This is a genomic window from Piscinibacter sp. PDB5-1, from assembly GCF_056676035.1.
In genome coordinates, this window is record NZ_JBWVZL010000003.1 from 344201 (window position 1) to 369574 (window position 25374).

At 69.6% G+C, this 25374-nt stretch carries 25 protein-coding genes; 11 read left to right on the plus strand and 14 right to left on the minus strand.

Annotated features, from left to right (window positions below; translation table 11 throughout):
* Positions 1–253 precede the first annotated feature (253 nt).
* From AC1KAT_RS14515 to AC1KAT_RS14525, 3 genes are all read left to right on the plus strand, one after another.
* Positions 254–1684, plus strand: a complete 1431-nt coding sequence (locus AC1KAT_RS14515; protein WP_480327148.1) for a DUF805 domain-containing protein — start codon at positions 254–256, stop codon at positions 1682–1684.
* A 136-nt stretch (positions 1685–1820) separates the two neighbouring features.
* Positions 1821–2522 carry a phosphoserine phosphatase SerB gene (serB, locus tag AC1KAT_RS14520; protein WP_480327150.1) on the plus strand — a complete coding sequence of 234 codons (702 nt, stop codon included), beginning with the start codon at positions 1821–1823 and terminating at the stop codon, positions 2520–2522.
* A gap of 27 nt (positions 2523–2549) precedes the next feature.
* On the plus strand, positions 2550–3827 hold the full coding sequence (locus AC1KAT_RS14525; protein ID WP_480327152.1) for a cation:proton antiporter: 1278 nt from the start codon (positions 2550–2552) through the stop codon (positions 3825–3827).
* On the opposite strand, the gene AC1KAT_RS14530 is transcribed toward AC1KAT_RS14525, so the two are convergent.
* The 6 genes from AC1KAT_RS14530 to AC1KAT_RS14555 form a co-directional block, all read right to left on the minus strand.
* Positions 3818–4648, minus strand: coding sequence for an ATPase (locus AC1KAT_RS14530; protein WP_480327154.1), 831 nt, complete (start codon positions 4646–4648; stop codon positions 3818–3820). The genes AC1KAT_RS14525 and AC1KAT_RS14530 overlap by 10 nt on opposite strands.
* 7 nt (positions 4649–4655) lie before the next feature.
* The gene (locus AC1KAT_RS14535) at positions 4656–5027 is read right to left on the minus strand and encodes a hypothetical protein (protein WP_480327156.1); all 372 of its coding nucleotides are present in this window, start codon (positions 5025–5027) and stop codon (positions 4656–4658) included.
* A gap of 194 nt (positions 5028–5221) precedes the next feature.
* Positions 5222–5431 (minus strand): hypothetical protein, encoded by a 210-nt coding sequence (locus AC1KAT_RS14540; protein WP_480327158.1) that lies wholly within the window; start codon positions 5429–5431, stop codon positions 5222–5224.
* 18 nt (positions 5432–5449) lie between these two features.
* Positions 5450–6310, minus strand: coding sequence for a hypothetical protein (locus AC1KAT_RS14545; protein WP_480327160.1), 861 nt, complete (start codon positions 6308–6310; stop codon positions 5450–5452).
* 93 nt (positions 6311–6403) lie between these two features.
* Entirely contained in the window at positions 6404–6901 is a 498-nt protein-coding gene (gene rraA, locus AC1KAT_RS14550; protein WP_480327162.1) for a ribonuclease E activity regulator RraA, read from the minus strand.
* A complete protein-coding gene (locus AC1KAT_RS14555; RefSeq protein ID WP_480327164.1) occupies positions 6898–7383 on the minus strand; it encodes an Lrp/AsnC family transcriptional regulator in 486 nt (161 codons plus the stop codon). Before AC1KAT_RS14555 ends, rraA begins: the two co-directional genes overlap by 4 nt.
* A 119-nt stretch (positions 7384–7502) precedes the next feature.
* Here AC1KAT_RS14555 and yedA point away from each other — a divergent pair, with 119 nt between their 5' ends.
* Positions 7503–8399: a drug/metabolite exporter YedA gene (gene yedA / locus AC1KAT_RS14560; protein WP_480327166.1), complete on the plus strand. Its 897-nt coding sequence runs from the start codon at positions 7503–7505 to the stop codon at positions 8397–8399.
* A gap of 9 nt (positions 8400–8408) precedes the next feature.
* Here yedA and AC1KAT_RS14565 read toward each other — a convergent pair whose 3' ends face one another.
* Positions 8409–10439: a TonB-dependent receptor family protein gene (locus AC1KAT_RS14565; RefSeq protein WP_480327168.1), complete on the minus strand. Its 2031-nt coding sequence runs from the start codon at positions 10437–10439 to the stop codon at positions 8409–8411.
* Positions 10440–10671: 232 nt separating this feature from the next.
* Here AC1KAT_RS14565 and AC1KAT_RS14570 point away from each other — a divergent pair, with 232 nt between their 5' ends.
* Positions 10672–12030, plus strand: a complete 1359-nt coding sequence (locus AC1KAT_RS14570) for a PQQ-dependent sugar dehydrogenase (RefSeq protein WP_480327170.1) — start codon at positions 10672–10674, stop codon at positions 12028–12030.
* Positions 12031–12039: 9 nt separating this feature from the next.
* Here the strand turns inward: AC1KAT_RS14570 and AC1KAT_RS14575 are convergent, their stop codons facing one another.
* The 7 genes from AC1KAT_RS14575 to AC1KAT_RS14605 form a co-directional block, all read right to left on the minus strand.
* Complete coding sequence (locus tag AC1KAT_RS14575) at positions 12040–13242, minus strand: acyltransferase family protein (protein ID WP_480327172.1); 1203 nt, start codon at positions 13240–13242, stop codon at positions 12040–12042.
* Between the two features lie 55 nt (positions 13243–13297).
* Positions 13298–14311, minus strand: a complete 1014-nt coding sequence (locus tag AC1KAT_RS14580; RefSeq protein WP_480327768.1) for a MerR family transcriptional regulator — start codon at positions 14309–14311, stop codon at positions 13298–13300.
* Positions 14311–14781: an N-acetyltransferase family protein gene (locus tag AC1KAT_RS14585; protein ID WP_480327174.1), complete on the minus strand. Its 471-nt coding sequence runs from the start codon at positions 14779–14781 to the stop codon at positions 14311–14313. The genes AC1KAT_RS14580 and AC1KAT_RS14585 overlap by 1 nt, the downstream gene beginning before the upstream one ends.
* An 8-nt stretch (positions 14782–14789) precedes the next feature.
* On the minus strand, positions 14790–15644 hold the full coding sequence (locus tag AC1KAT_RS14590) for a DUF4349 domain-containing protein (protein ID WP_480327176.1): 855 nt from the start codon (positions 15642–15644) through the stop codon (positions 14790–14792).
* A gap of 44 nt (positions 15645–15688) precedes the next feature.
* Positions 15689–16156, minus strand: a complete 468-nt coding sequence (gene yidD / locus AC1KAT_RS14595; RefSeq protein WP_480327178.1) for a membrane protein insertion efficiency factor YidD — start codon at positions 16154–16156, stop codon at positions 15689–15691.
* Positions 16157–16236: 80 nt separating this feature from the next.
* The gene (locus AC1KAT_RS14600; protein ID WP_480327180.1) at positions 16237–17934 is read right to left on the minus strand and encodes a thiamine pyrophosphate-binding protein; all 1698 of its coding nucleotides are present in this window, start codon (positions 17932–17934) and stop codon (positions 16237–16239) included.
* Complete coding sequence (locus AC1KAT_RS14605) at positions 17931–19181, minus strand: MFS transporter (protein WP_480327183.1); 1251 nt, start codon at positions 19179–19181, stop codon at positions 17931–17933. Before AC1KAT_RS14605 ends, AC1KAT_RS14600 begins: the two co-directional genes overlap by 4 nt.
* A 92-nt stretch (positions 19182–19273) precedes the next feature.
* Between AC1KAT_RS14605 and AC1KAT_RS14610 the strand changes: the two genes are divergently transcribed.
* The 6 genes from AC1KAT_RS14610 (at position 19274) to AC1KAT_RS14635 (ending at position 25369) form a co-directional block, all read left to right on the plus strand.
* Positions 19274–20098: an AraC family transcriptional regulator gene (locus AC1KAT_RS14610; RefSeq protein ID WP_480327185.1), complete on the plus strand. Its 825-nt coding sequence runs from the start codon at positions 19274–19276 to the stop codon at positions 20096–20098.
* 139 nt (positions 20099–20237) lie between these two features.
* Positions 20238–21509, plus strand: coding sequence for a roadblock/LC7 domain-containing protein (locus AC1KAT_RS14615; RefSeq protein WP_480327187.1), 1272 nt, complete (start codon positions 20238–20240; stop codon positions 21507–21509).
* A 97-nt stretch (positions 21510–21606) separates the two neighbouring features.
* Positions 21607–22713, plus strand: coding sequence for a quinolinate synthase NadA (gene nadA, locus AC1KAT_RS14620; protein WP_480327189.1), 1107 nt, complete (start codon positions 21607–21609; stop codon positions 22711–22713).
* 88 nt (positions 22714–22801) lie between these two features.
* Positions 22802–23626 carry a CheR family methyltransferase gene (locus AC1KAT_RS14625; protein ID WP_480327191.1) on the plus strand — a complete coding sequence of 275 codons (825 nt, stop codon included), beginning with the start codon at positions 22802–22804 and terminating at the stop codon, positions 23624–23626.
* A gap of 8 nt (positions 23627–23634) precedes the next feature.
* Complete coding sequence (locus tag AC1KAT_RS14630; protein WP_480327193.1) at positions 23635–24213, plus strand: chemotaxis protein CheB; 579 nt, start codon at positions 23635–23637, stop codon at positions 24211–24213.
* Between the two features lie 52 nt (positions 24214–24265).
* Positions 24266–25369 carry a hybrid sensor histidine kinase/response regulator gene (locus AC1KAT_RS14635; protein WP_480327195.1) on the plus strand — a complete coding sequence of 368 codons (1104 nt, stop codon included), beginning with the start codon at positions 24266–24268 and terminating at the stop codon, positions 25367–25369.
* The last annotated feature ends 5 nt before the right edge of the window (positions 25370–25374 follow it).

A 25374-nucleotide genomic window follows, 5' to 3' on the forward strand; every position in this document is an offset into this window, starting at 1 on the left:
TTTGAGGTGAGAGATGTGAAACGGGAGGTCGGGCACACGTGTGGGCACGTGCATCGACCAGTATTTCCAAATATGTGGAAATGTAGAGGCAAAACGTGACATTGCCATGACAGGCCGCGGGGGCGCGGCCCCACCCGCGCCGCCGATTGCCACACAGGTCTCGTTTTGCCCGACGCGACCGGGCCGCGAGCCACGTATGCTCCCGCCCCACATAAAAGGCAGTGGACCGAGGGAACTCTGGATGGAGGGTCGAATGGAGAGCCAAGCGCAGGTGCGTCTGGTGTTTGCGGGCGAGTTGGTCGAGGGGCACACGCTCGATGAGGTCAAGCGGGCGTTCGGCGAGCTGTTCAAGTTCGACGGCGAGCGGCTCGCGGCCGTGTTCTCGGGCCAGCGCACGGTGCTCAAGCGCACCATCGCACAGCAGGAAGGTGAACGCTACGTCGCCCGGCTGCGCAAGATCGGCATGCGCGTGGTGATGGAGCCGATCAGCGACTGGCCCGAACTGATGCCGCTGGGCGACCCGCCGGCAGCGCCACCAGCGCCGGCCGCAGTCCCGGCACCTCAGCCCGTCGCGGTGCCGGTTGCTGTTGTGGCGGCTGTGCCCGCGCCTGCGCCGATCGCGGCCCCCGTCGCGGCGCCAACCATTTCGGCCCCGGTTCTCAGCCCCGCCACGCCCGGCCTGGCGGACGGCATTCCCCCGCTGGCGCCGCTCGAAGAAGAAGTCACCTGCCCCAACTGCGGCGAGCGGCAGCCCAAGCGCTTTCTGCTGTGCCGCTCGTGCACGTCCGACATTGCGCGCGCCATCGCCGCGAAGAAAGAAGAGTCCGACCGCGCCCTGGCCGAACGGCTGGCCGCGCGCCAGGGTGGCAGCGGGCGCTTTGCGCCACCGAAGGCCGAACTCGCCCGCGAACGGGGGGGCTTCGTCGGCTCAGACGAACTGGTCGATCCGCCGCCCATCCTCAGCATGAGCTTCGAAGGCCGCATGGGGCGCACCAGCTACTTCAACGCGGGCATCGCCATCATGGGCCTCATGCTCGTGCTGGTGACGCTGCTCGCGGTGGCCGCGACCGCCATGCGCAGCATGCTGCTGTTCGTCCCCCTGGCGTTGGGCCTGGTGGCCATTTTTCTGCTCAGCATCCGGCTGTCGGCACTGCGCCTGCACGATGTGGGCCGCACAGGCTGGTGGTCGCTGCTCATGTTGGTGCCCTACGTCGGCAACGTGTTCGGGCTGGTGTTGATGCTGTGGCCCGGCAATGCCGAAGAGAACGATTACGGCCCCAAGCCGCGGCGCGGCAACATGCTGCTCACCATCGTGGCGGGTGTGGTGTTCTTCATCGGGGTGGGGGTGGCGCTCAGTTCGTACAAGGGCTTTGTCAACAAGCTCGAAGCCGGCATGGACGACGAGGAGGAAGTGTCCGAAACCCAGGCCCTGCCACCGAATGCCAGCCAACTGCTGCGCTCGCAGGCAGCGCGCGACGCGTACACGGACGTCTACGCCCGCGAACCCAACCACAAGGCGTTTGCCACGTCCGACCGCGGCGCCTGGGGCTGGGTGTCGGGCAAGTCCAGCCCGCGCGAAGCGGTGCGCGGCGCCCTCGCGAAATGCGAAGAGCGGCGCGAGCCCTACACAGCGCAATGCACGCTCGCGAACGTCAACGGCATGTGGGCCGACGCCGAGGAGTGAACCGATCGACCGCCCTCGCGCGGCCTTGCGCAATCGATTGCGCGAGCCACCGCGCGGCAAGGGCGAAGATCGGGCGTCCGCGGCTTGGGCAGGCCTTTCCCTAGAATCGCGCCTCCTTCTCGCTCCCTTGATCCGCATGTCCACCGAACACGCCCCGGGCCTCGTCGTCCAAGGCTTCACGCCGCCGCTGTCGTTGTCGAACTTCAAGGTCGCGGCGTTCGACATGGACTCGACGCTCATCAACATCGAGTGCATCGACGAGATCGCCGATGCGGCCGGCAAGAAGGCCGAGGTCGCCGCCATCACCGAGGCGGCCATGCGCGGCGAGATCACCGACTTCAAGGACAGCCTGCGCCGCCGCGTGGCCCTGCTGAAGGGCGTGCCGGCCGCTGCGCTCGACGAGGTCTACACCCGTCGCCTGCGCCTGAACCCCGGCGCGCAAGAGCTGCTCGACGCCCTGCACGCCGCCGGCCTGAGCACCCTGCTCGTCTCGGGCGGCTTCACCTTCTTTGCCGACCAGGTGCGTGGCCGCCTGAACATGCACGTCGCGCGCTCGAACGTGCTCGGCATCGAAGACGGCCTGCTGACCGGCCACGTGGTCGGCGACATCGTCGATGGCGAAGAAAAGAAGCGCCAGTTGCTCGCCGCCTGCGAACGCGCCGGCTGCGCTCCCTCTCAAGCCATTGCGGTCGGCGACGGGGCCAACGATTTGCCGATGATGGGCGCCGCCGGCCTGAGCGTGGCGTACCACGCCAAGCCCAAGGTGCGTGAGAAAGCCATGGTCGCCATCAACGAGGGCGGGCTCGACCGGCTGCTGGAAATCTTTCACCCCGCCTGACGGCGCCAAGGCACCGGGCACCCCCTGATGTTTGCCACCTGGTGCCTGTTGATCGGCGGTTTGCTGGTGCTGGTCGGCGTCACCGACACGCTGCTCAAGCGGCTGCCGGTCAACGCCGCCGCGCTGTACCTCGTGGTGGGCTACCTGCTGGGGCCCGAGGTCTTCGGGCTCATCAACCTCGCGCTCATCGGCGAAGACACAACGCTGATCGAGATCCTCACCGAGGTGGCGGTGCTGGTGTCGCTGTTCGCGGTGGGGCTTCGGCTGCGGGTGCGGCTGTCTGACCGCCTGTGGCGCGCCCCGGTACTGCTGGCCACCCTCACCATGGCGGTGACGATCGCGCTGCTGACGCTGCTGGGCCTGGCGCTCGGCTGGTCGCTCGGCATGGCCCTGCTGCTCGGGGCCGTGCTCGCACCGACCGACCCGGTGCTCGCCTCGGACGTGCAGGTGCGCAGCGTGCGTGACCGCGACGCCCTGCGCTTCAGCCTCACTGGGGAAGGCGGGTTGAACGATGGCGCGGCGTTTCCCTTCGTGATGCTGGCGCTCGGACTGCTGGGCCTGCACGAACTGGGCGATGGCGGCCTGCGCTGGCTGGGCGTGGACGTGCTCTGGGCCGTCACCGGCGGCCTCTTGCTGGGCTGGGCCCTGGGCTTCGGCTTCAGCCGTGCGGTGGTGCACCTGCGTCGCGAGCGCCATCAGGCCCTGGGCATGGAAAGCTTTCTCACGCTGGGGCTGATCGGGCTCGTCTACGGTGCCGCACTGAAGCTGCAGCTGTACGGCTTTCTGGCGGTGTTCGCGGCGGGCTTGGCCATGCGGCACGTCGAATACCGCGACAGCGCCGACCAGGCCGAAGCTGCCCTCGCCTCACCCAGCCGCGAAGAACCCACCTGCACCTACATGGCCAAGACGGTGCTCGACTTCACCCTCGACGTGGAACGCATCGCGGAGCTGGCGGTGATGCTGGTGGTGGGCAGCCTGCTGAGCCACACAGCCTTTCACGCGACGAGTCTGCTCGTTGCGGGCGGCCTGCTGTTCGTTGCCCGGCCACTCGCCGTGTGGATCACGACGTTCGGCCTGGGCCTCACGCCCACACAACGCTGGCTGGCGGCGTGGTTCGGCATTCGCGGCATCGGTTCGATGTATTACCTCGCGTTCGCCATCTCGCACAGCGGCAATGCGTCCGACATGCGGCCGCTCGCCGACGCGGTGCTGGTGACCATTGCGCTGTCGGTGCTGCTGCATGGCGCCTCGGCCACCCCCTTCATGCGCGGCTACCGCCGCTCAGGCGACAGCGCTCAGGGTTGAGGTTCGCCGCCGGGCTTGGGCAGCACCTTCGACAGCGCCCGGCGCGAGCGTCGGCCATGCGGCGCCACCTTCGGCAGCCAGCGCATCGCCACGTGCAGCAAGGCCTTGTCTTGCGTGAAGCTGGGGTCGCGGCAGTCGTACAGCACCGTGCGCCGGCGCTGCACCCGCACCAGCGTGAAGGCCTCTTTCGCGCCCCGGCTGTTGTCGAACATCAGCGTCATGTTGGCGATGGGCGCGGCCAGCGCGATGGCCTTTTGCGTGCGCGGAAAGCGGTCGATCAGCTTCTCGTACGGCACGTCGTGGCCGCCCTGGCTGCGCCGCGTCTGCACGCGCAGCACCGACATCTCGGCCGATTCGAGCCCCACGAAGAGCAGAACGACGAAGTAGCCCGCACGCTGCAGGCGGCGGATCTGGTCGATCTTGGTGTCGATGCTGCCGTCGGGGCGCTTCACGTAGTGCGAGAACACCGTCTCGAACGCGAACGGAATGCCCTGGTTCATGATCAGCCCGAGGAAGAGCTGAACGCCCTCTTGCGACAGGCGTTGCCAGCGCTCGTCGTGGTCACGCAGCGCTTGTGCCCAGGTGGGTAATTCTTGGGTTTCGCGGTCAGCGAAGGGCAGGATGGAAAGCATCAGCCGGTCGGCATTGACCAGCGGCATCTTCATCAGCTTCGAGATGCGGTCGTACCAGAGGGTCGATTTGCCCGAGCCGTTGTGGCCGGCGACGACCACCGCGACCGGGCGGTCCGAAATCGCGGTGACTTCCCGCAGCAGCTGCTCGGGGCTCGGGGGGCGCTGGCGGCCCGGGGGCGGCGTGCTCAACGCCGGGTCAGGCGGCCTGGAAGCGGCCGTTCACCAGGCGACCGACGGTGCGGTTGCCGCTCGCATCTTCGCGCACGAAGAGGGTCGGGTCTTGCGGGTGGGCCGAATAGGCGTAGACCACCTGGCCCGAGGCCCCACGGAAAATCTTCTCACGGTCGATGCCGGGCTTGTTGAGCGCCCGGCCCAGCTTGGGCAGCATCGTCGAGGCCATCTCACCGGGGCGCACCGCGTCTTTCTTGGGCTTGCGGTCGCCCAGGCGAAGCAGGTACAGGTCGGCGCGGGGGGTGGAGATCACTCGCGCGTCTTTCTTGCCACGGGTGACCTGGGCTTCGCCCTGGCCGACGGACAGCTCGATGGTCTTGCGTGCGGGGGAGGACATGAACAACTCGCCTCGGAGTGACTTTTCGCGGTTGCGAATGGACGGAGTCTAGCGCCGATGGCCCCGTGGTGCCATTCGCTCGGCGCCAGGCGCGGCGCGGGCGGGCGGATTGCACAGTGTCGGAAAGCCGCGCCGGCGCTCGCTCCACCGGGCCGCCCCGGCCAGCCACCGCCCCCGCGTCTCTTCGACGCCTGCTACTCGGCCACCATCGCGTTGAACAGATCATCCTCGACAGCCCAACTGCCGTCCTGGAGGCGATGGCGGTAGGCGCGCGCACCGGGTTGGTAGCGCAGGACGATCTCTCGGCGGTAGTCGCCCTCGTTCTGGCCGCGGCCTTCGACCGTGACCTTCAGATCCTTGAAGCCTTTGTGTTCGGACGGCAACACGCTCAGCACCGCTTTCATCCGCACGCACACGAACTGCTACTTGTAGGCCTCCTCGTCGGGGATGTCGTTTTCTCGGTTGCCGTCTTCCTGGTCACCCGCTTCAGCCTGGGCGCCCGAGGCCCGGGCGGAGGCAGCGCTGGCCGCCGACGACGCAGAGGACGCCGCCGCTTCGGTCCGGTCCGCCTGCAGGCGTTCGCGCTCTTGCTGGTAGGCCAGGGCCTCGTTCTCGGCGGCCAGGCAGTCGTCGAGGTCGTCGTGCGCCGTGGTCAGGCTCAGCACCTGCTTGAAGTTGTTGTCGAACGCGACGAAGTACGTGCGTTCGCTCGGGTGCAGCACGGCAATGCCGGGCTGCTTGGCGCTCCATTGGATCGCCTCGAAGTCGGGCCGGTCGGTCGCGTCAGCCGACATCTGAACGAAGTCGCCGGTCGTCGGGCCCAACACCCAGCCCTGGTTTTCGTGGCGCATCACGCCGGCGTTGGTGGCGAACGCCAGGTCGCCGTTCACGAAGGACTCCACCGACTCCTTGGCGCCGAACTTGGCCACATCGAGCTCGCCCTTTTCGAACTGCTCGACCAGCTCAGGCCGCACCTCGCGCAGGCCGACGACGAAGAGCCGGGTCTTCTCGTCCACCGTGTGGTCGAACATCGGTTGCAAGAACAGGTAGCTCGCCGTGACCCCGGCGTCGGACTTGTTCACCTGCCGCAGCAGGACGCCGTCTCGCACCACGGTGCCGCCGTACACCTCGTGCAGGCGCTGGATGGTCTCGGGGGCGTGGCGCGCCGGGCTGCGGTACCACTCCAGGCCCAGCCCCACCAGCAATGCGCCAACGATGAGGGCGCCGATCAGCGCGAGAACGATGGTGCTCACCTTCACGGCGAGCTTGAACTGCTGCTTCATGCCAGTCTGACTTCTGTTGTTCTGGTGTTTCACGCGACCGCTGCGGGCCGCGTGCCTCCCAGGCGCGGCGGTCGCCGCGCCCCTGCCTGCCGGTCAGGCCTTGGCGGCCATCACGACGATGCCGTCTTCGTCGGCGTAGAGCCAGTCACCGGGGCGCACCCACACGCCCTGGATCAGCACCGGCACGTCTTTCTGGCCTTCGTTGCGCTTCTCGGTCGGCCAGGGCATCAGCGCCAGCGCGCGGATGCCCACGTCGCAGGCCGCCAGTTCGGCCTTGTCGCGCACGCAGCCGTTGACCACCACGCCAGCCCAGCCGTTCTTGGCCGCGGCGGCGCCGATGTTGCCGCCGACCAGCGCGCGGCGCAGCGAGCCGCCGCCATCGACCACCAGCACGCGGCCGTGGCCGGGCGAGTCGAGCGTGGTCTTCACGAACGAGTTGTCTTCGAAGCACTTGACCGTGACCACCTCGCCGGCGAACTTCTCACGCCCGCCGTAGCTGTTGAACACGGGCGGCAGCACGCGAAAGCTGCCGTCGGTGCTGCCTTTGTTCGCGTCGCAGAGGTCGCAGGTGGCGAAGTCTGGGGTGGTCATGCGGTTCCTACTTTCTTGATCGGGGGTTTCACGTCTTCGCGGCGCGCGGGCAGCATGGGTTGATGCTCGCGGGCCACGTTCAGGATGATGGCGGTCGAGGTCTCGGTGAGCAGGCAGAACTTGGTGACCACGGCGTCGAGATGCGCCACGTCGATCACGGCGATCTCCAGCATCCAGCTGTCTTCACCGGTCACGTTGTGGGCGTTGACGACCTCGGGCGTCTGCTGGATCAGCTTGACCACACGCGCATATTCTGCGCGGCCGACGCGGATGATCGCGCGGATACCGTAGCCCAGCTTCTGCAGGTTCACCGTGGCGCGGTAGCCGGTGATGACACCCGCCGCTTCGAGCTTGCGCACGCGCTCGGTGACGGCCGGCTGGCTCAGGTGCACGCGGCGCCCCAGCTCGGCCATGGTCAGGCGCGCATCGGCCTGCAGCTCGGCGAGGATGCGCGTGTCGTGGGCATCGAGTTCGGCAGTCAAGGCAAAGCCCTCGGCAAACGTTGAAATCAACGGCGAATGTGGGCAGATTCCTTCAGCGTCGCATTCACCTCGAACGACCGGCTTTCTAGCATGGCAAGCCGTCGAGAAAGGATGTCGCCGTGTCTGCCAGCCCCCTGCCCGCCTCTCACCCACGCACGCAAAGCCTGTCCACCACGGTGTGGCTGTGCCTGGCCGCGACCTGGTTGGTGTGGGGCTCGACCTACCTCGCCATCAAGTTCGCGCTGCTGAGCTTTCCGCCCTTCTTCCAGATGGGCACGCGCTTTCTCGCGGCGGGCGCGGTGTTGATGGCGTGGATGCGCTGGCGCGGCGCGCCCTGGCCTTCGCGCACGCAGTGGCGCAACGCGCTGGTGGTCGGCACGCTGATGCTCGGCGGCGGCATGGGCGGCACGGCCTATGCCGAGCAGACCGTGGGCTCGGGTCTGGTGGTGGCCTTCATCGCGGTGGTGCCGCTGATGATCGCGGGGCTCGATTTGCTGTGGGGCGTGCGCCCCGGCCGCATGGAACGCTGGGGCATCGGCGTCGGCCTCGCGGGCGTGCTGATGCTCACGCAGGGCCAGGGCTTCCAGGCCTCGCCGGCGGGGCTGGCGGCCATCGCCATCGCGTGCGCCACCTGGTCGGTGGGCAGCGTGCTGAGCCAGCGCAAGCTGCCGCTCGCGCCCGGCGCCGTCGGCTTCGCGAGCGAAATGCTCTGCGGCGGCCTGGTGCTGCTGGCCTTGTCGGCGCTGACACAAGAGCAGCCGGCGTGGCCGCCGCGCGCCGAGGCTGTGGCGGCGTGGATCTACCTCGTGGTCTTCGGCTCGCTGATCGCCTTCAACGCCTACATGGTGCTGCTGTCGAGCACCAGCTCGGCGCTGGCGTCGAGCTACACCTTCGTCAACCCGGTGATCGCCCTGCTGCTGGGCGTGGCCGTGCTGGGCGAGGTGGTGACGCCCTTCGAATGGCTGTCAGCGGGCGTGGTGCTGGTGGGCGTGGTCTTGCTGTTGCGGCGCGGCTGACCACGCACATCAAAGCTTCAGCCGCAGCCCCACGAACCAGCTGCGCGGCGCGCCGGGCTCGAAGAAGCGGCCGTTGCCCTCGTTGACGATCACGCTGCCGGCGTGCGTCTTGTCGAGCAGGTTGTCGATGCGCCCCACGAGCGAGACGGCCCCCAGCCGTTCGGGCTTGGCCGCCAGGTTCACCTCGCCGCGCAGGGCGAGCAGGCCGTGGCCCTCGGTGAAGTCGGTGTTGGTGTCGTTGACCGGCACGCGGCCCTGCGCGCGCCATTCGAGCGCGAGTTCGCGGTTCTCGCGCAGCCGCCACGCGACCTCGGCGAACAGGCTGCGCGGCGAGGTGCCGGCGATGCGGTTGCCGGCAGTCACGGGCGTGGTGGGCGCCAGGCACGGCGTGCCGCTGCAGGTGAGAAAGCCGTCGCGGTAGTGCGCATCGAGCCAGGTCCAGGCGACGTGCGTGCGCAGCACGGGCAACGGTCGCCATTGCAGTGCCAGCTCGGCGCCCTGCCGGCGCGTGCGGCCGACGTTGGCGAAGCTCGATCGGCCACCCGTGTTGCTGCGCACGGCGATTTCGTCTTCGGTGTCGGCCTGAAAGACCGCGAGGTCGGCCGAGGCGTGGCCGGTGTCGTCGCGCCACTTGAGGCCAGCCTCGACCTGCCGGCTGGTCTGCGGGCGCAGTTCGCCGTTGAAGCCCGAAAGGCCGTCGCTGCGGTAGGCCACCTCGTTGAGCGTGGGCGACTCGAAGCCGCGCCCCAGGCTCACGTAGGCGTTGAGACGCGGGCTGGCGCGCCACAGCAGGCTGGCCACCGGTGTGTTCGACGACCACGCCGCGCGGCCCGAATCGTCGCCGTTCGACAGGTAGGCGTCGTTCGACTCGAAGCGCACCCGGCCGTGGCGCAGGCCCGCGCTGAGCGACAGGTGCGGCGTCAGGTCGGCCTCGGCTTGCGCGTACACGTCGGCGGTTTGCGCACGGTTGACTTCGTCGCGGCGCAATGCACCGATCACCCCGAGCTGGGCGCCGATGAAGTTCTCGAAGCCCCGGCGCTCGTCGCGCTGCTGTTCGAGCGCGGCCCCGGCCACCAAGCGCGCGCTAGGGGCGAGCCGCCAGGTAGCGCGCGCATCGAGCCCGCCGTACAGGCGCGAGAAGTCGATCACCCCGCCCGCATGGTTGGCGCTCGCGGTCTGCACGCCGGGCGGGATGGACTGCCACTGCGTCACCGTGCGGTGCCCGAGGTAGGCCGTGAGCGCGGTCTCTTTCAGCACGCCCTCGTGCAGGCGCACCCAGTTCGCGCCGAGCTGCTGCTGCCGCGCGAGCTTGCGCGTGTCGAAGTCGTGCGCCTGCGACGTGGTCTGGCGCGGGTCGGCCGCGTACTGCGCGCGCGTCAGGCCCAGCGGGTCGTCGGCGGGCTGGTCGAGCGCGTTGCCGATGACGACGAGGCGGTCTCGCTCGCCGGTCCAGCCCCAGCGCAGTTGCGCGAGGTCGCGCCGCGCGTGGCTGTGCGGGCGGTGGCCTTCGGTGCGAAAGCGGCTCACCGTGGCCTGCAGCTCGTGGCCGTCTTCGAGCGGCAGCGCGAGTTGACCGCGCAACTGCCGCATGCCGTGGCTGCCGGCGTCGAGCGACCACTGCAGCTGCTTCTTGGCCGGCGCGGTGTAGAGCGCGATCACGCCGCCCGACGCATTGCCATACAGCGCCGAGAACGGCCCGCGCAGCACCTCGACGCGCTGCGCGCCGGCGATGTCGAAATGGCTGACCTGCCCCGAGCCGTCGGGCATGGTCGCCGGAATGCCGTCGGTGTAGAGCCGCAGGCCGCGCACCCCGAAGCTCGCCCGCGCGCCAAAGCCGCGCGAGCTGATCTGCAGGTCTTGCGCGAAGTTGCCCCGGTTGTTGACCGTGAGGCCGGGTACGCGCGCGAGCGATTCGGACAGGTTCACCATCGGCCCGCCGGCACGCAGCGCATCCGCATCGACCACCGACACCGCGTGCGGCGCGTGAAAGGCCTGCACCTCGCCGCGCGAGCCGGTGACGACGATGGGCGCCAGCGTCACGGTTGGCGTCTGGGCCGCAGCCGACGCAGACGCCAGACACGCGGCCCACCAGGTGATGCGGGGCCAGCAGCAACGATCGACAGCAATGAACTCAGGCATGAAGCGAAGGGTCTCCGGACGGCTCGGCCACGCGGCACGCGCCGCTGCGAAAGAATCGCCACGACCTGATCGTGGCGGCCGACATCATGGCCGCGCCGGCCCGCCCCCACCTCACCCGCTCCGGAGAAGCCCCATGCCCCGACCGACATCCGTCTCGCCCCCGCCACGCGGCACGTCACGGGGAGCCGTGCTGGCCACCGCGCTGACCGTGGGCCTGCTCGCGGCCTGTGGCGACACGGCCAAGCTGCCGTCCTCGGCCGGCTTCGGCCCCACGCCGCAGCTGCCGCCGCCGAACAAGACGCTGATCCCCACGGTGAACATCGCCAAGCCCATTGGCTGGGCGGCAGGTGCCCAACCCCAGGCGGCCGAGGGGCTGGCGGTGACTGCGTTTGCCGACGGGCTCGACCACCCGCGCTGGTTGTATGTGCTGCCCAACGGCGATGTGCTGGTCGCCGAAACCAACCGCCCGCCGGCCCCCGCGGGCGGCGGCCTGCGCGCCTGGGTGGCCGGCAAGGTGCTCGGTGCCGCCGGTGCCGCCGTGCCCAGCGCCAACCGCATCACCCTGCTGCGCGACGCCGACGGCGACGGCCGGGCCGAGTTGCGCACGCCCTTTCTCGAAGGGCTGGCCTCGCCCTTCGGCATGGCGTTGGTCGGTAGCGACTTCTACGTGGCCAATGCCGATGCGCTGGTGAAGTTTCCGTACGCGGCCGGCGCGACGCGCATCACCGCGCCGGCCACCCAGGTGACCGACCTGCCCGCCGGCATCAACCACCACTGGACCAAGGGCCTGATCGCCAGCGCCGACGGCCGCAAGCTCTACGTGGCGGTCGGCTCGAACAGCAACGTGGCCGAACACGGCCTGGCCATCGAAGAAGGCCGCGCCGCCATCTGGGAAGTCGATGCGGCCACCGGCCAAAAGCGCCTCTTCGCCACCGGCCTGCGCAACCCGGTCGGCATGGCGTGGACGCCCGCCAGCGGCACACAGGCGCCCACGCTGTGGACGGTCGTCAACGAGCGCGACGAGATCGGCAGCGACCTCGTGCCCGACTACCTCACCTCGGTGCAAGACGGCGCCTTCTACGGCTGGCCCTACAGCTACTTCGGCCGCAACGTCGATGAACGCGTGCAGCCGCCGCGCCCCGACCTCGTCGCCCGGGCGGTGGTGCCCGACTACGCCCTCGGCGCGCACACCGCCTCGCTGGGGCTGGCGTGGGCGGGCGGCAACACGCTGCCGGCCCGCTTCGCCAGCGGCATGTTCATCGGCCAGCATGGCTCATGGAACCGCAAACCGCACAGCGGCTACCAGGTGATCTTCGTGCCCTTCGCCGACGGCAAGCCCACGGGCGAACCGCTCGACGTGCTCACGGGCTTCTTGACGCCCGAGGGCCAGGCGCGCGGCCGCCCCGTCGGGGTGGCGCTCGACCGGCGCGGTGCGTTGCTGGTGGCCGACGATGTGGGCAACGTGGTCTGGCGGGTGGCGGGCACGCGCTGAGCCGCGCTGTCACCGGGCCGCTGAAACGGCATCGGCTGGCTGCGCGCGGGCGGAATCCAGCGACTTCTGGCGCTCGGCTTCGCTGCCATTGAGCAAGCGCCCCACCCAGGTGTGCCGCACGAACAGCTGGTAGCTCAGCAGCCCGAGCGCCGAGGTCGCCACGATGTTGATGGCGATCTTGCCCAGCGCCGGCAGCGGCGCCGTGACCAGCAGCGCGCCGATGCCGATCGTGCCGATCATGTGCACGATGTAGACCCAGTACGAGCTGTCGGCCAGGTAGCCGAGCACCCGGTTGCGGGCCGGAGCGTGCCGCAGAAACAGGCCGATCAGCGCAAAGCTCCATGCCCACGAGGCCACGCCGTAGCAGAAGGCGATCAGCGCCGGGTGGCGCAAGGGGTGCGCCGCCGGCAGGCCCAGCACGGCGCCAGTCGCAAGAAACGCCGCGAGCCCGGCGACCGCGTAGACGGCCCAGCGGTCCATGAAGCGGCGAAAGAGCCGCTCGCGGTGGCCGAAGAGGTACCAGCCGAAGACGAAGAAGACGCCGTTGTGCAGCCACTCTTGCCAGGGCGGCAGAAACGAACCGTGCTGCATCAGCAGACCGTCGCGGTACGACACACCCGCCAGCACCAGCGGCAGCGCGAGCACCAGCACGCCCCAGTTGCGCTGCCCGAGCAGGCCGAAGGCGGCGGCCACCACGGCCCGCGCCCGTTCGGGGATTCGCGGCGCCCACCGCGCGGCGGCATAGGTCAGCAGAGAAAACCAGATCAACAGGTACAAGAACCACAGGTGCGCGGTGCTGACCATGGGCGCGCCCGGCACGGGCACGAAGAGCGCCGGCTCCAGGCCCCATGTGCCGAGGGTCACCCGGTGGACGAACGCCAGCGCGAGCATCCCCATTGCCAGAAAGACCGGCGGCCAGAAGATGACGAAGGGCAGCGCGAGCCGGCGCATGCGGTGCCTGAGCGTCGCCGCAGGGCCGCGCCGCGCCACCAGCAAGGCCATGAAGAAGCCCGCCAGCACGAAGAACACCGGCATGCGAAAGGCGTGGATGAACGCCAGCAACAGGTCGGCGACGGGTGTCGTCTGCGGGTCGCGCCAGGGCATCGGCGAGGGGACGGTGACGTGCTGGATGACGACGTGCAGCACGATGCCGAGCCACATCATGAGCGCGCGCAGGTTGTCGAGCGCGTGGAGTCGGGGTGTTGAATGCATGGCGCGACTTTGAACCCTCACGCTGCGTGAGGGTCAAGCGACCGGTCAGCCGGTCTCACACGCGGGCGGGACCGTGCGCCTCCGCCACCCGCCGAAGGAAGTCCTGCGCGACCGGGCCCACCGGGGCCATCGCGGCAAAGAGCGGCTCGTTGGCCCGGGCCTGTTCGAGGCGTTGTCGAAAGTCGAGATTGCCGCCGGCGAACGCGTGCGCGAGTCGGCCGACGCGGTCCAGCAGTTCGAGCGCCGCCGGGCTCGAAGGCGCGAGGCCGGCCTGCGCCCGTTGCTGCACCTCGCGGCCCAGGTCGGCCAGCGCGGTCGTGTCCGCCCTTTCGAGATATGCGATCTCTTCGTCCGAGAAGTGCTTTCTGAGCATCGCCACCTGGGCGTCGAAGGCCTGAACCACATAGCGCGACATCTCGCGCGACGGCCCCAGGCTACTCACCGGCCCCTTGCCCTGCTCGTACATCTGGCCCCAGCGCTGGATCAGCCCGGCGTCGCCCGCCATCCAGCGGTTCATCAGCGCCAGCCACTGGCGCGTGAGTGGCGCGACCTCGACCGCATCGGGCGGCACGCCGTTCGACATCGCGCGCGCCAAAGCCTCGATCAGCGGCGGCCAGTCCGACTCGACCTCGGCCCAGCCGGTGCCGATCTTCTGCAACTCGGCCCGGCTGAAGTGCTGGCTGTAGATGGTCATCAGCGACAGCGCTTCGAGCAGCGTCTCGCGCTTGGGTGCGCGGGCGTCCATGAGCAGCTTGTCGCGCATCGCAACCAGCTGATGCCGCAGCTCCTGGGCCTGCTCGATTTCTCGCTCCAGGGCCCCGATGTGCCGGTCGATGGCCGCCACGCCCTCGGCCCCCGAGGCGCCGTCGAGCACCCGGGCGATCTCGTCCAGCGGCATGTTCGCGTGGCGCAGGGCCTGGATGGCGTGGAGCCGCGCCACGTCGGCATCGTTGTAGAGGCGGTAGCCCGCGTCCGACCGGCCCGAAGGGGCCAGCAGGCCGATGGCGTCGTAGTGATGCAGCGCGCGCACCGTCACCCCGGCGTACCGGGCCAGCTCGCCGACCTTCATCAGCACGGCGGCCCCTCGATGCGGCGGTTGTAGGCATGAAACACCTCGTCGCGCACCCAGCCGAGCGATTCGTACAGGGCCTGCGCTGCGAAGTTGGTCCGGGCGGTGGTCAGGTCGAGCCGTTTGAAGCCCCGCTCGCTGGCCAGTGCCTCGGCGGCGAGCAGCAGTTGCCGGCCCACGCCGCGCCGGCGGCCGGCAGGCGCGACGAACAGGTCGTACAGCACGCCGATGGGCGCGGCCTCGACCGAGCAGAAGCTGGGGTAGATCTGGCAGAAGCCGAGCGCGCGGCCCTGCGCGTTTTCGGCCAGCAGCACGACCGACTCGCCCCGGCTCAGGCGCGCGTCGATGAAGCGGCGCGCACGCGGCAGGTCGGCCGGCTGTTCGTAGAACTGGCGGTAGGCGTCGAACAGGGCCGCCAGTGCGTCGAGGTCGCCAACGCCGGCCTCGCGGGTGTGGGTGGTCTCGCGCATGGCCGGGCTCAGTCGGCCGCCGGGGCCGCGACGGGGCGGGGCCGGCGCCGCCGGGTGAAAGCGCGCACGGCCCACACCCCGCCGACCAGCAGCACCGACCACGGCAGCACATAGGCCACGAAGGTCACGGCGGCGGCGGTGCTCTGGGCGAGGTCGTCCTTGAAGCCCGACAGCGCACGGCCGACCGGGCGCCAGAACGAACGGTGGCTGCGCGACTGGATCGACAGGTCGAGCGTCTCGGTCGCCACCCGTTCGAGCAGGTGCGCCTGCTGGCCGGCCAGGGCCTCCAGCTCGCCCTGCACCTTGGCCAGCTCGGCGGTGATCTTGAGCAGCGTGTCGATGTCGCGCCCGGCCTGCGGGCGCAGCGCTTCGAGCTGGCTGCGGTAGTCCTTCAGCATCGCGAGCTTCTTGCTGCCGTCGCTGATCGGCCCGGCCAGGTCTTCGGCGGTGGTGATGTCGAGGGTGATGCCGCCCTGCGCCTTCAGGCCGGCCTTGAGCTGCGCGATGGCCGCGGCCGGGGCGCGCAGCTGCAGTCGCGCCGAGGGCGCGTCCGAAGTCGAGAGGCGCGCCGACAAGACTTCGCAGCCCTGCGCGGAGGCTTGCTCGCAGGCGGACTTGGTCGCCTCGAAGACGCTGCCGACCTGGGCTTCTTCGACGTCCATGTGGATGTCGTGCGCATAGGCAAGCTGGCGGCGGCGCACCGCACTGGCCGCCGCTGCCGCAGCGGGCGCGGCTTCGGTGCTGCGGGCCTCGGTCGCGGCTTGCGGGGCCGGCCCCGGTTCGGCTTCGGGCTTCTTGCCGCAGCCGCCGGCCCCGGCGGCCAGCACCAGCGTGCACAGCGTGATGAGCGCCCAGCGTTTCATGTGATCTCCCTGTCGAGTTGGATTTGTAGGTTCGCAGTGCCGCGTCAAGGTCGGCGCGAAGCATTCCGGCCATGGTCCCGGCCGCGGCGCGAGGGCGGAATGTAGACGTACTTTTCTTGCGCGCGCCGCTGCTTGCGCCGCTCGGGCCAGTCGCAACCGCCGCCGCAATCGCAGCAGCTCAGCCATTCGCAGGCGCGCGAGAAGAGGCCCTTGCCGCCGGGGGTGTCGCAGCCGTCGCCGGGCAGGTCGCAGCCGAGGTCGCAGTCGCCGCGCTGGGGGTTGAACGCCCGGGGTGCCGGCGCGCGGTGGCGCCGGTGCACGACGCCGCAGCGGTACAGCCGCTCGCGCAACACCTGCCAGCCGCCGACCACGCCATGCCGGCGAATCGCGCGGAACCCCAGCGCCGAACAACTGGCCGCGCCGGTGTGCTGGCGGTACGCGCAGCAAAAGCCCTTGTGGGGCGAGACGTAGCGTTGGTAAAGGCCGATGGCGGCGAGGGCAAGCAGGCGCATGCGGCCGGGTCGATCCGTGGAGGTGGGCGGATTCTGGCGTGCGCCCCGAGGGCCCGCCCATCCCGCCAAGGGGCCGGTCTTCAGCGCTTGAGCGCTGCGTCGCGGATGGCGGCGAGCCGCGTGCGGCTCGTGATCACGTCCACGTCGAGCTTCAGGTGCAGCAGCGTGGGCCGGCCGCTGGCGAGCGCGGCGGCGAACGCGGGCTCGAAGGCGGCAGTCGTGTCGATGCCTTCGGCGCGCCAGCCGTAGGCCCGGGCCAGCGCCACGAAGTCGGGGTTGAACAGGTCGCTGCCGCTCACGCGGCCGGGGTACTCGCGCTCCTGGTGCATGCGGATGGTGCCGAAGCTGCCGTTGTCCACCACGAGGCTGATGAGCCGGCCGGCGCCATGGCCGGTGGCGGTGGCGAGCTCTTGCCCCGTCATCAAAAAGTCGCCGTCGCCGGCCACGTTGATGACCGTGCGCTCGGGGTACAGCAGCGACGCGGCCACGGCCGCCGGCACGCCGTAGCCCATGGCACCCGAGGTCGGCGCGAGCTGCGTGCGCCCGTGGTGCTGCAGGCCGGGGTAGCGGCAGAAGCGGTGCAGCCAGCCGGCGAAGTTGCCGGCGCCGTTGGTGAACACCGCATCGGCCGGCGCGAGGCGCTGCACGGTGCGAATCACCTCGGCCATGTCGAGCGGCTCGATGGCGGGTGATGCGAGGCTGGCCTCGTAGTCGGCATGCGCGGCGGCCGTCCACTCGCCCCAGCGCACCGTCGCGGGTGCGGCCAGCGTGTCGAGCGCCTTGCCGGCGTCGGCCATCGCGCATTGCAGCAGCAGGTCGGCGGCGTAGACGCGGCCCAGCTCTTCGGCCCCGGCGTGCATGTGCACGAGCTTCTGCTTCGGCCGGGGCACGGCCAGGCGGGTGTAGCCGCCGGTGGTCATCTCGCCCAGGCGGGCGCCGACGGCGATCACGAGGTCGGCGTCGGCCAGGCGCTTGTCGAGCGCGGGGTTGATGCCGATGCCCACGTCACCGGCGTAGTTGAGGTGCCGGTTGTCGAAGGTGTCTTGCGCGCGGAACGAGCAGCCGACCGGCAGCTGCCAGTTTTCGGCAAAGCGCTGCAAGGCCTCGCACGAAGCAGCCGTCCAGCCAGAGCCTCCGGCGATCACGAAGGGCCGTTCGGCCGCGACCAGCATCGCCCGCAGGTCGCGCAGCGCACCCGGTGCGGCCCAGGCGCGGGCAGGTTCGACGCGCGGCAGCACCGGGGCCGAGGTCGCCGTGGTCAGCATGTCTTCGGGCAAGGCCAGCACCACCGGGCCGCGGCGGCCCTGCATCGCGGTGTGGAAGGCCCGTGCGACGTATTCGGGCAGGCGGTCGGCGCTTTCGACCTCGGCCACCCACTTGGCCAGGCCCAGCGTGCCGGGGCCGAACATCTGCCGGTAGTCGATCTCTTGGAACGCCTCGCGGTCGCGCTGGTCGCTCGCCACCTGGCCGACGAACAACACCATCGGCGTGCTGTCTTGAAAGGCGGTGTGCACGCCGATGCTGGCGTTCGTGGCGCCCGGCCCGCGCGTGACGAAGCAGATGCCCGGCCGGCCGGTCAGCTTGCCCTGCGCCTCGGCCATGAAGGCCGCACCGCCCTCTTGCCGGCAGGCGACGAAGCGGATGCGCTCGCGGTGCTGGTGAAAGCCGTCGAGCACGGCGAGGTAGCTCTCGCCAGGCACGCCGAAGGCGGTGGTGATGCCTTGTTCAACGAGCGCTTCGACGAGCGCATGCCCTGCCAGCCGTGGGGTGAGTTTCATGCGGGCACTTTACGGCCCGCAGCCCTCCGTGTCGCAACGCCCTGGCCCACGAGACCCGCCGAAGCCACACCCAAGATCAGCGCCAGAGCCGCGCCATAGAACACACGGTCGGCCTGCCCCAGGTCAAGCAGGTGGCCAAACCATTTGGCCGACACCGCAAAGCCCAGATCCAGCGCCGCGTAAACGGTGCCATAGACACGTCCTGTGGCACCGGCCGGTGCAGCCTGCTTGATGAGCAGGTCGCGCGAGGGGCCAGCCAGCCCGGTGCCGAACCCGGCAAGCGCAGCCACGATGGCGGCCAACATACCCGGGAGCAGTCCGGTGCCGACCAGCGCCAGCACCACCGCCGCCCCACTGAGGTAGATCGCAATCAGTCGCTCCAACCGATCTGCTTTGGCGGCCAGAAATCCGCCAGCCACCATGCCGGCGGCACCGAACAGCATGTAGCCCGTGACGACGAACGCCGTGCCCGACAGTGGCAACCCGTAAATCTGGTGCAACGCAGGACTGGCAAAACTCTGAATGGCGCACAGCGCGCAGGTAGTGAAAAAGAAGAACGAGAAGCACAGCCACACAGACGGCAGGAGCAGAAAGGCCAGTGGATGCTCGCGCGAGGCCTCAACCGCGCCGGTTTTCGTCTCGTGTGCCCAGTGTCCCGCGCGGTCGTCAATGGCGGCACGGTTGAACCACAGCACCATCAGCACCAGAGCAGCCCAAGCTGCTGCGCAGCTCACGGCGATGCGCCAGGAACCCGTCAACGCCGTCAGCCCCACCAGAAACACCGGTGCCGCCGCCCAACCCAGGTTCCCGCTGATGCCATGTACCGAAAAGGCGTGTCCCAGGCGTGGTTGCGAGACACGCTTGTTGAGGATAGTGAAGTCCACCGGATGAAACGGCGCGTTGCCCAACCCTGCCAAAGCCGCTGCTGCGATCAGATCGGCATAGCCCTGCGCATTTGCAGTCGCCAGCGCTGCGCCGATGAAGCACAACAGCGCAAGGAACAAAACCGGCCGAGCACCGACCCGATCCACCAGAAAGCCGGACAACACCTGGCCGATGCCCGAGATGACGAAGAAGGTGCTGACCAGCAGGCCGAGTTCTGAGTAGCTGAGGCCGAAGTCCCGGATGAACATCGGGAACAGCGGCGGCAGCAGCATGTGGAAGAAATGCGAGGTGCCGTGCGCCATGCCGATCAGGGCGATGGTCTGGGCGTCTTGCCGCAAGGGGACGGCGGAAGCGGTGGTCATGCAGCACTCGGGCAATGAATCGGGGCTCGAATTTAGGCCGGCGCCCCTCGTCGCAGTGACGATAATCCGTCAACTTCTGTCGAGATCTCGCCATGACCGAAATTCGCCGCACGCGGCGCAGCGTGCCCCCCATCGACCCCGAGCGCTACGCGCCCAGCAGCGATCACCCGGTGCGCGTGAAGACGCGGCACCTCGCGGCGCACACGCAGGTCGATCCGCACCACCACCCTTGGGGGCAACTGGCGTTTTCGGTCACCGGCGTGGTTCGTGTGACGGCCGACCAGGGCACCTACATCGTGCCGCCCTCGCGCGCGGTGTGGATCCCGCCCGAGGTCGAGCACGTCGTGCACGTGGTCGAAGACGCCGAGCTGCGCACGCTGTACCTGCACCAGGACGCCGGCCGCGTCATCGGCCCCTGGCCGGTGAAGGCGAGCGAGGCCGCGGCGTGGCGCGAATGCCGCGTGGTCGAGGTGTCGAGCCTGATGCGCGAGCTGGTCACGCAACTCGCCGCGCCGCCGGACGACCCCACGCGCGAACACCACCTCAGCGCGCTGGTGCTCGACGAGCTGCGCCGCGCCCAGCCCGTGCCGCTGGGCGTGGACCTGCCGCAAGACAAGCGCCTGCTCGCCCTGTGCGAAGCGGTGCTCGCCGACCCCACGCGCTGGGCCACGCTCGACGACTGCGCCCAGGGCGTGGGCGCCAGCCCGCGCACCGTGGCGCGGCTCTTTCGCAGCGAGCTGGGCACGACCTTCCTCCAGTGGCGCCAGCAGGTGCTGCTGGCCAAGGCGCTGGCCATGGCGGCGCGCAAGGTGCCGCTCGGGGTGATCGCCGCCGAGCTGGGCTATGCAAGCCCGAGCGCGTTCACGGCCATGGTCAAACGCTCGGTGGGCGCACCGCCGAGCCGCTTCTTCAACTGAAAGGCAGGCCCGGCGCCAGGGCCGCGCCGTCGTGCATGTCCCCACGCCAACGAATGGTTGCAAAGCGCCCCGTGCGGGCATGGGCGCCCGCGCCTAGACTGCCTGTTACGTTTCGAGGCCCCTTTGACGGGAGAGAGCCATGTTGTCTTCGCTGTTCGGTGATCTGCGGTCCAACCCCGCCGGGCGCAAAGACCCGGGGCACCTGCCCGAAGAAGCCGACCAGGGCTTCGCGGCCACCGCCATCCTCGAATCCGTGGCCACCGAGGTCAATGACCATGGGCAGATGGTCGATCGCCACCTGCACGACCTGGTGGTCACCGGCTCGCCCGCGCAGGCCATCCGCGACCACTTCGCCTCGACGCGCGCCGACCTTGACACCGCCAACAAGCTGATCGCCCTGTTCGACCCGACCGGCGTGTGGGCCGCCTCGGTGGTCAAGGCCTTGTCGGACGCCAGCGGCCGCCCCATCGAGCGCCTGCACCTGCGCGAGCAGGGCACGTTGCGCACGCTGGCGATGATCGAGCGCACCACGCTGCTGCGGCGCCACGAAGAGCCGCTGCGCATCTACCACGCCGACGTGCGCGCGCCGGGCGCGGCCAATGCGCAGGTGCCCCTGGCGCTGATGGAGCGCAGCAACATGACCGCCGTGATCGTGGGCGCCATGCCGCCGCACGCCGTCGAAGACATGCTCACCACCGTGCACCGCGCGGTGAACGACGCCAACTGGCGCTGCCCCACCCTGCTCTTCATGCTGCCGCCCAACGCGGTGTGGATCGCCAACAAGATCAAGACCACCCCCTGGCCGACGCGCCTGCGGGTGCAGGTGCTCAACGAGGCGCTCACCAGCGCGTCGGCGGTCTGGAACGCGCTGCTCAGCATGTGGAACCGCGTGAAGATGGAGCCCACCTGGGGCCCACCCGTGGCACTGCAGTCGCTCAATGGGCTGGTCGGCTCGATCAAGGTCGCCGACCTCACCTCGCCGGTGGCGAGCGCCGCCACGGCCACGCCCACCCGGGCCGCACCCGAGCGGGTTGCGCTCGACCCCGAGCAGGCCGCACGCGCCCTCGTGGGCATGACCTCGGTCGATGGCGTGCTGGGCTGCGCGGTGGTCGATGCCTCGACCGGCTTGGTGCTGGCCCGCCAGGCCCGCGACGACACCGGCCTGCAGCTCGACCTGGCCGCGGCCGCCAGCACGCAGGTGCTGAAGGCCCACCGCCACGCAGCAAAAGACATGGGCCTGCCAGAGCACGTCGACGAGGTCATGACCAGCGCCGGCGACCGGCACCACGTGCTGCGCAGTTGCGCCCGCCACCGCGGCCTGTTCTTGTTCGCGCTGCTCGACAAGCAGCGCAGCAACCTCGCGCTGGCCCGCTACAAGCTGATGGAAGCCGAGCAGAAGCTCTCGTCCTGACGCCCCTGGGGCGCGGTACGGGGCTTGATCCCCCACGAACAGCCGACAACTCACGCGGGTACCATCGGCCTCTTCCCGGTGTCCGCCTGATTTCGCCATGAGCCAAGTGCTGTTCGACTACACCCGGCAAGACGCCAGCGGCGCCAGCTGCACCGCCCACGCCTGGGCCAAGGTGCCCGAGCCGCTGACACCCGCCGACCGCACCCAGATGAAGGCTCGCGCCAAGGCCTTGCTCGAAGAGCACAAGGCCGTGCTCGTGGCCCACTACTACGTCGATGGCGACTTGCAAGACCTCGCGCTCGAAACCGGCGGCTGCGTCGCCGACTCGCTCGAGATGGCCCGCTTCGGCCGCGACCATGCCGCGCAGACGCTCATCGTCGCCGGCGTGCGCTTCATGGGCGAGACAGCCAAGATCTTGAGCCCCGAAAAGCGCGTGCTGATGCCCGACCTCGACGCGACCTGCTCGCTCGACCTCGGCTGCCCGCCCGACGACTTCGCCAAGTTCTGCGACGCCCACCCCGACCGCAAGGTCGTCGTCTACGCCAACACCAGCGCCGCCGTGAAGGCCCGCGCCGACTGGATGGTCACCAGTTCGTGCGCGCTGGCCATCGTCAAGCACCTGAAAGACCAGGGCGAAAAGATCCTCTGGGCGCCCGACCGCCACCTCGGCCGCTACATCCAGGAAGAAACCGGCGCCGACATGCTGATGTGGAACGGCGCCTGCATCGTGCACGACGAGTTCCGCGGCCTCGAACTTGAACTGCTGAAGAAGCAGCACCCCGGCGCGATGGTGCTGGTGCACCCCGAGTCGCCCAAGAGCGTGGTCGAGCAGGCCGACGTGGTGGGCTCGACCTCGCAGATGCTCAACGCGGTGATCGAGGGCAACGCGCCGGCGTACATCGTGGCCACCGACAACGGCATCCTGCACCGCATGCGCCAGCTGGCGCCCGGCAAGGTGCTGATCGAAGCGCCCACCGCCGGCAACAGCGCCACCTGCAAGAGCTGCGCACACTGCCCGTGGATGGCGATGAACGCGCTGCAAGGGGTGGTGGCCTGCCTCGAACGCGGCACCGGCGAGATCGCCGTCGAAGAGACCACCCGCCGCCAGGCGCTGGGCTGCATCGAACGCATGCTCGATTTCGTCAAGGCGAACCCCGCCGTGACGCAGAAGCCGGGGCTCGTCAAGGGCATTGGCGCGGCCTGAAGCGCACTGCGCGCGGCTCGGGTACACCTGCGCGCCCTTGTCCGCACGACAGGCGCTCACCACGCCGCGTGCACCTGCCCGCCCTCCCATGGACGAAGAAACCGCCCTCTTCGACATCGAAGTCAAGCTGATGCTGGAAGCGGTGTACCTGCGCTACCAGCACGACTTCCGCGACTACGCCGTGACCTCGCTGCGCCGGCGCATGCGCCAGGCGATGACGCAGTTCGGCTGCCAGCGCCTGGCCGAGCTGCAAGACAGGGTGCTGCGCGAGCCCGAGGTCTTCGCGCGCATGCTGCAGTTTTTCACCGTGCAGGTGAGCGAGTTCTTCCGCGACCCGGCCTACTTCAAGGCCTTGCGCGAGCACGTGGTGCCGGTGCTTCGCACCTACCCATCGGTCAAGCTGTGGGTGGCCGGCTGCAGCAGCGGCGAAGAGGTCTGGTCGCTCGCCATCGTGTTGGCCGAAGAAGGCCTGCTCGAACGCAGCATCCTCTACGCGACCGACATCAACCCCGAGGCGCTGCGCAAGGCCGAGGGCGGCGTGTACCCGCTCGATCGCATGGCGCTGTTCAGCCGCAATTACCATGAGGCGGGCGGCAAGGGATCGCTGTCGGACCACTTCGTCAGCGCCTACGGCGGTGCACTGTTCGACCGGCAGCTCAAGAAGCAGATCGTCTTCGCCGACCACAGCCTCGCCACCGACAGCGTGTTTTCGGAGGTGCACTTCGTGTCGTGCCGCAACGTGCTGATCTACTTCAACGCCGGACTGCAAGACCGCGCCATCGGGCTCTTCCGCGATGCGCTGGTGCACCGCGGCTTTCTGGGCCTGGGCAGCAAAGAGACGCTGCAATTCGGCGCCCACGCCCGTGCCTTCGAGGCCATCGCCCAGCGCGAGCGCATCTACCGCCGGCTGTGAGCACCGCCATGCCCAGCACCCTTGCCTTTCCCGATGTCGACGCTGTGGTAATTGGCGCCTCAGCAGGCGGCGTCGAGGCCCTGCTCACCCTGCTGCCCCGCGTGCCCGCGACGGCGCGCGCCGCGTTTCTGGTGGTGCTGCACCTGCCGCCCGGGCGGCCGAGCGGCCTGGCCGAACTGCTGGCCCCGCGCTGCGCCGTGCCGGTCACCGAGGCGCAAGACAAGCAGCCCATCGAACGCGGCACGGTCGTGATCGCCCCACCCGATTACCACCTGCTGGTCGAGCCGGGCCTCACGCTCGCCTTGTCGCTGGACGAACCGGTGCGCCACTCGCGCCCGGCCATCGACCCACTGTTCGAGTCGGCCGCGCTCGCCTATGGTCCCAGGCTGCTGGGCGTCGTGCTGACCGGTGGCAGCGACGACGGCAGCGATGGCCTCGTGGCCGTGCGCCGCCAGGGCGGCATGGCCTGGGTGCAAGACCCGGCCCACGCCAGTTCACCCACCATGCCGGCCGCAGCGCTGGCACGGGCAGGGGCCGATGCGGTGCTGTCGCTCAACACCATGGCCGAGTGTTTCGCTCGGGCCTGAGCGGCCTCAGAATTTTCACGACCAGAATTTCCTACCTTTTGACGAGACCGCCATGCCGCACACCAGCCCGCCCGATGTGAACCTCCTGGTCGTCGATGACATGTCGCAGAACCTGGTCGCCATGGAGGCCCTGCTTGCGCGCCCCGGCGTGCGCGTGCTCAAGGCCTCGTCGGGTGCCGAAGCGCTCGAACTGTTGCTGAACCACGACGTGGCGCTCGCGCTGCTCGACGTGCAGATGCCCGAGATGGACGGCTTCGCGCTGGCCGAATTGATGCGCGGCGCGGTGCGCACGCGGCACATCCCCATCCTCTTTCTCACGGCGGCCGCGCAAGACCAGCAGCGCACGTTCCGTGGCTACGAGGCCGGCGCGGTGGACTTTCTCTACAAGCCGGTCGAGGCCCACGTGCTGGGCAGCAAGGTGTCCGTCTTCGTTGACCTGTACGTGCAGCGCCAGCGCTTGCAAGAGCAGATCGACGAGACCCAGCGCCTGCGCCGGCTCAACGAGATGATGACCGCCGTGCTCACGCACGACCTGCGCACGCCGCTGATGGCCATCGCGCTCAGCGCCGAGATCGTGCACCGGCGCGGCCACGACGAGCCGATTCAAAAGGCGGGGCTGCGCATCAAGTCGAGCAGCTCGCGCATGGCGCGCACCATCGACCACCTGCTCAACTTCTCGCGCGTGCGCGAGCGCACGCCGGGCATCGCCCCCAAGCCGGGAGACCTGTCGGTGGTGTGCCATGCAGCCATCGCCGACATCCAGCTCGCGCAGCCCGACGTGCGGCTGGACCTTCAATGTGAAGGCAGCCTCGAAGGCGTGTTCGACTCGGACCGGCTGACGCAGGTCTTCAGCAACCTGATCGGCACCGCCATCGAGCACAGCGGCGGCGCGCCCATCACCATCCGCCTGGACGGCCTGCACAAGGACCGCATCGCGGTGAGCATCGCCACCCCGGCCGTGCTGTCCGACGAGGCGCAGGCCCGACTCTTCGAGCCCATCCGCGTCGCCCCGCCAGGCACGATGCCGCAGTCGAGCCTGACCGCCGGCCTGGCGCTGGTCGACCAGTTCCTGAGTGCCCATGGCGGCTCGATCGTCGGCCGGTCGAGCCCGAGCGAGGGCACGGTCTTCGAGTTTTTGCTCCCGCGTGGGGCCTGAGACCC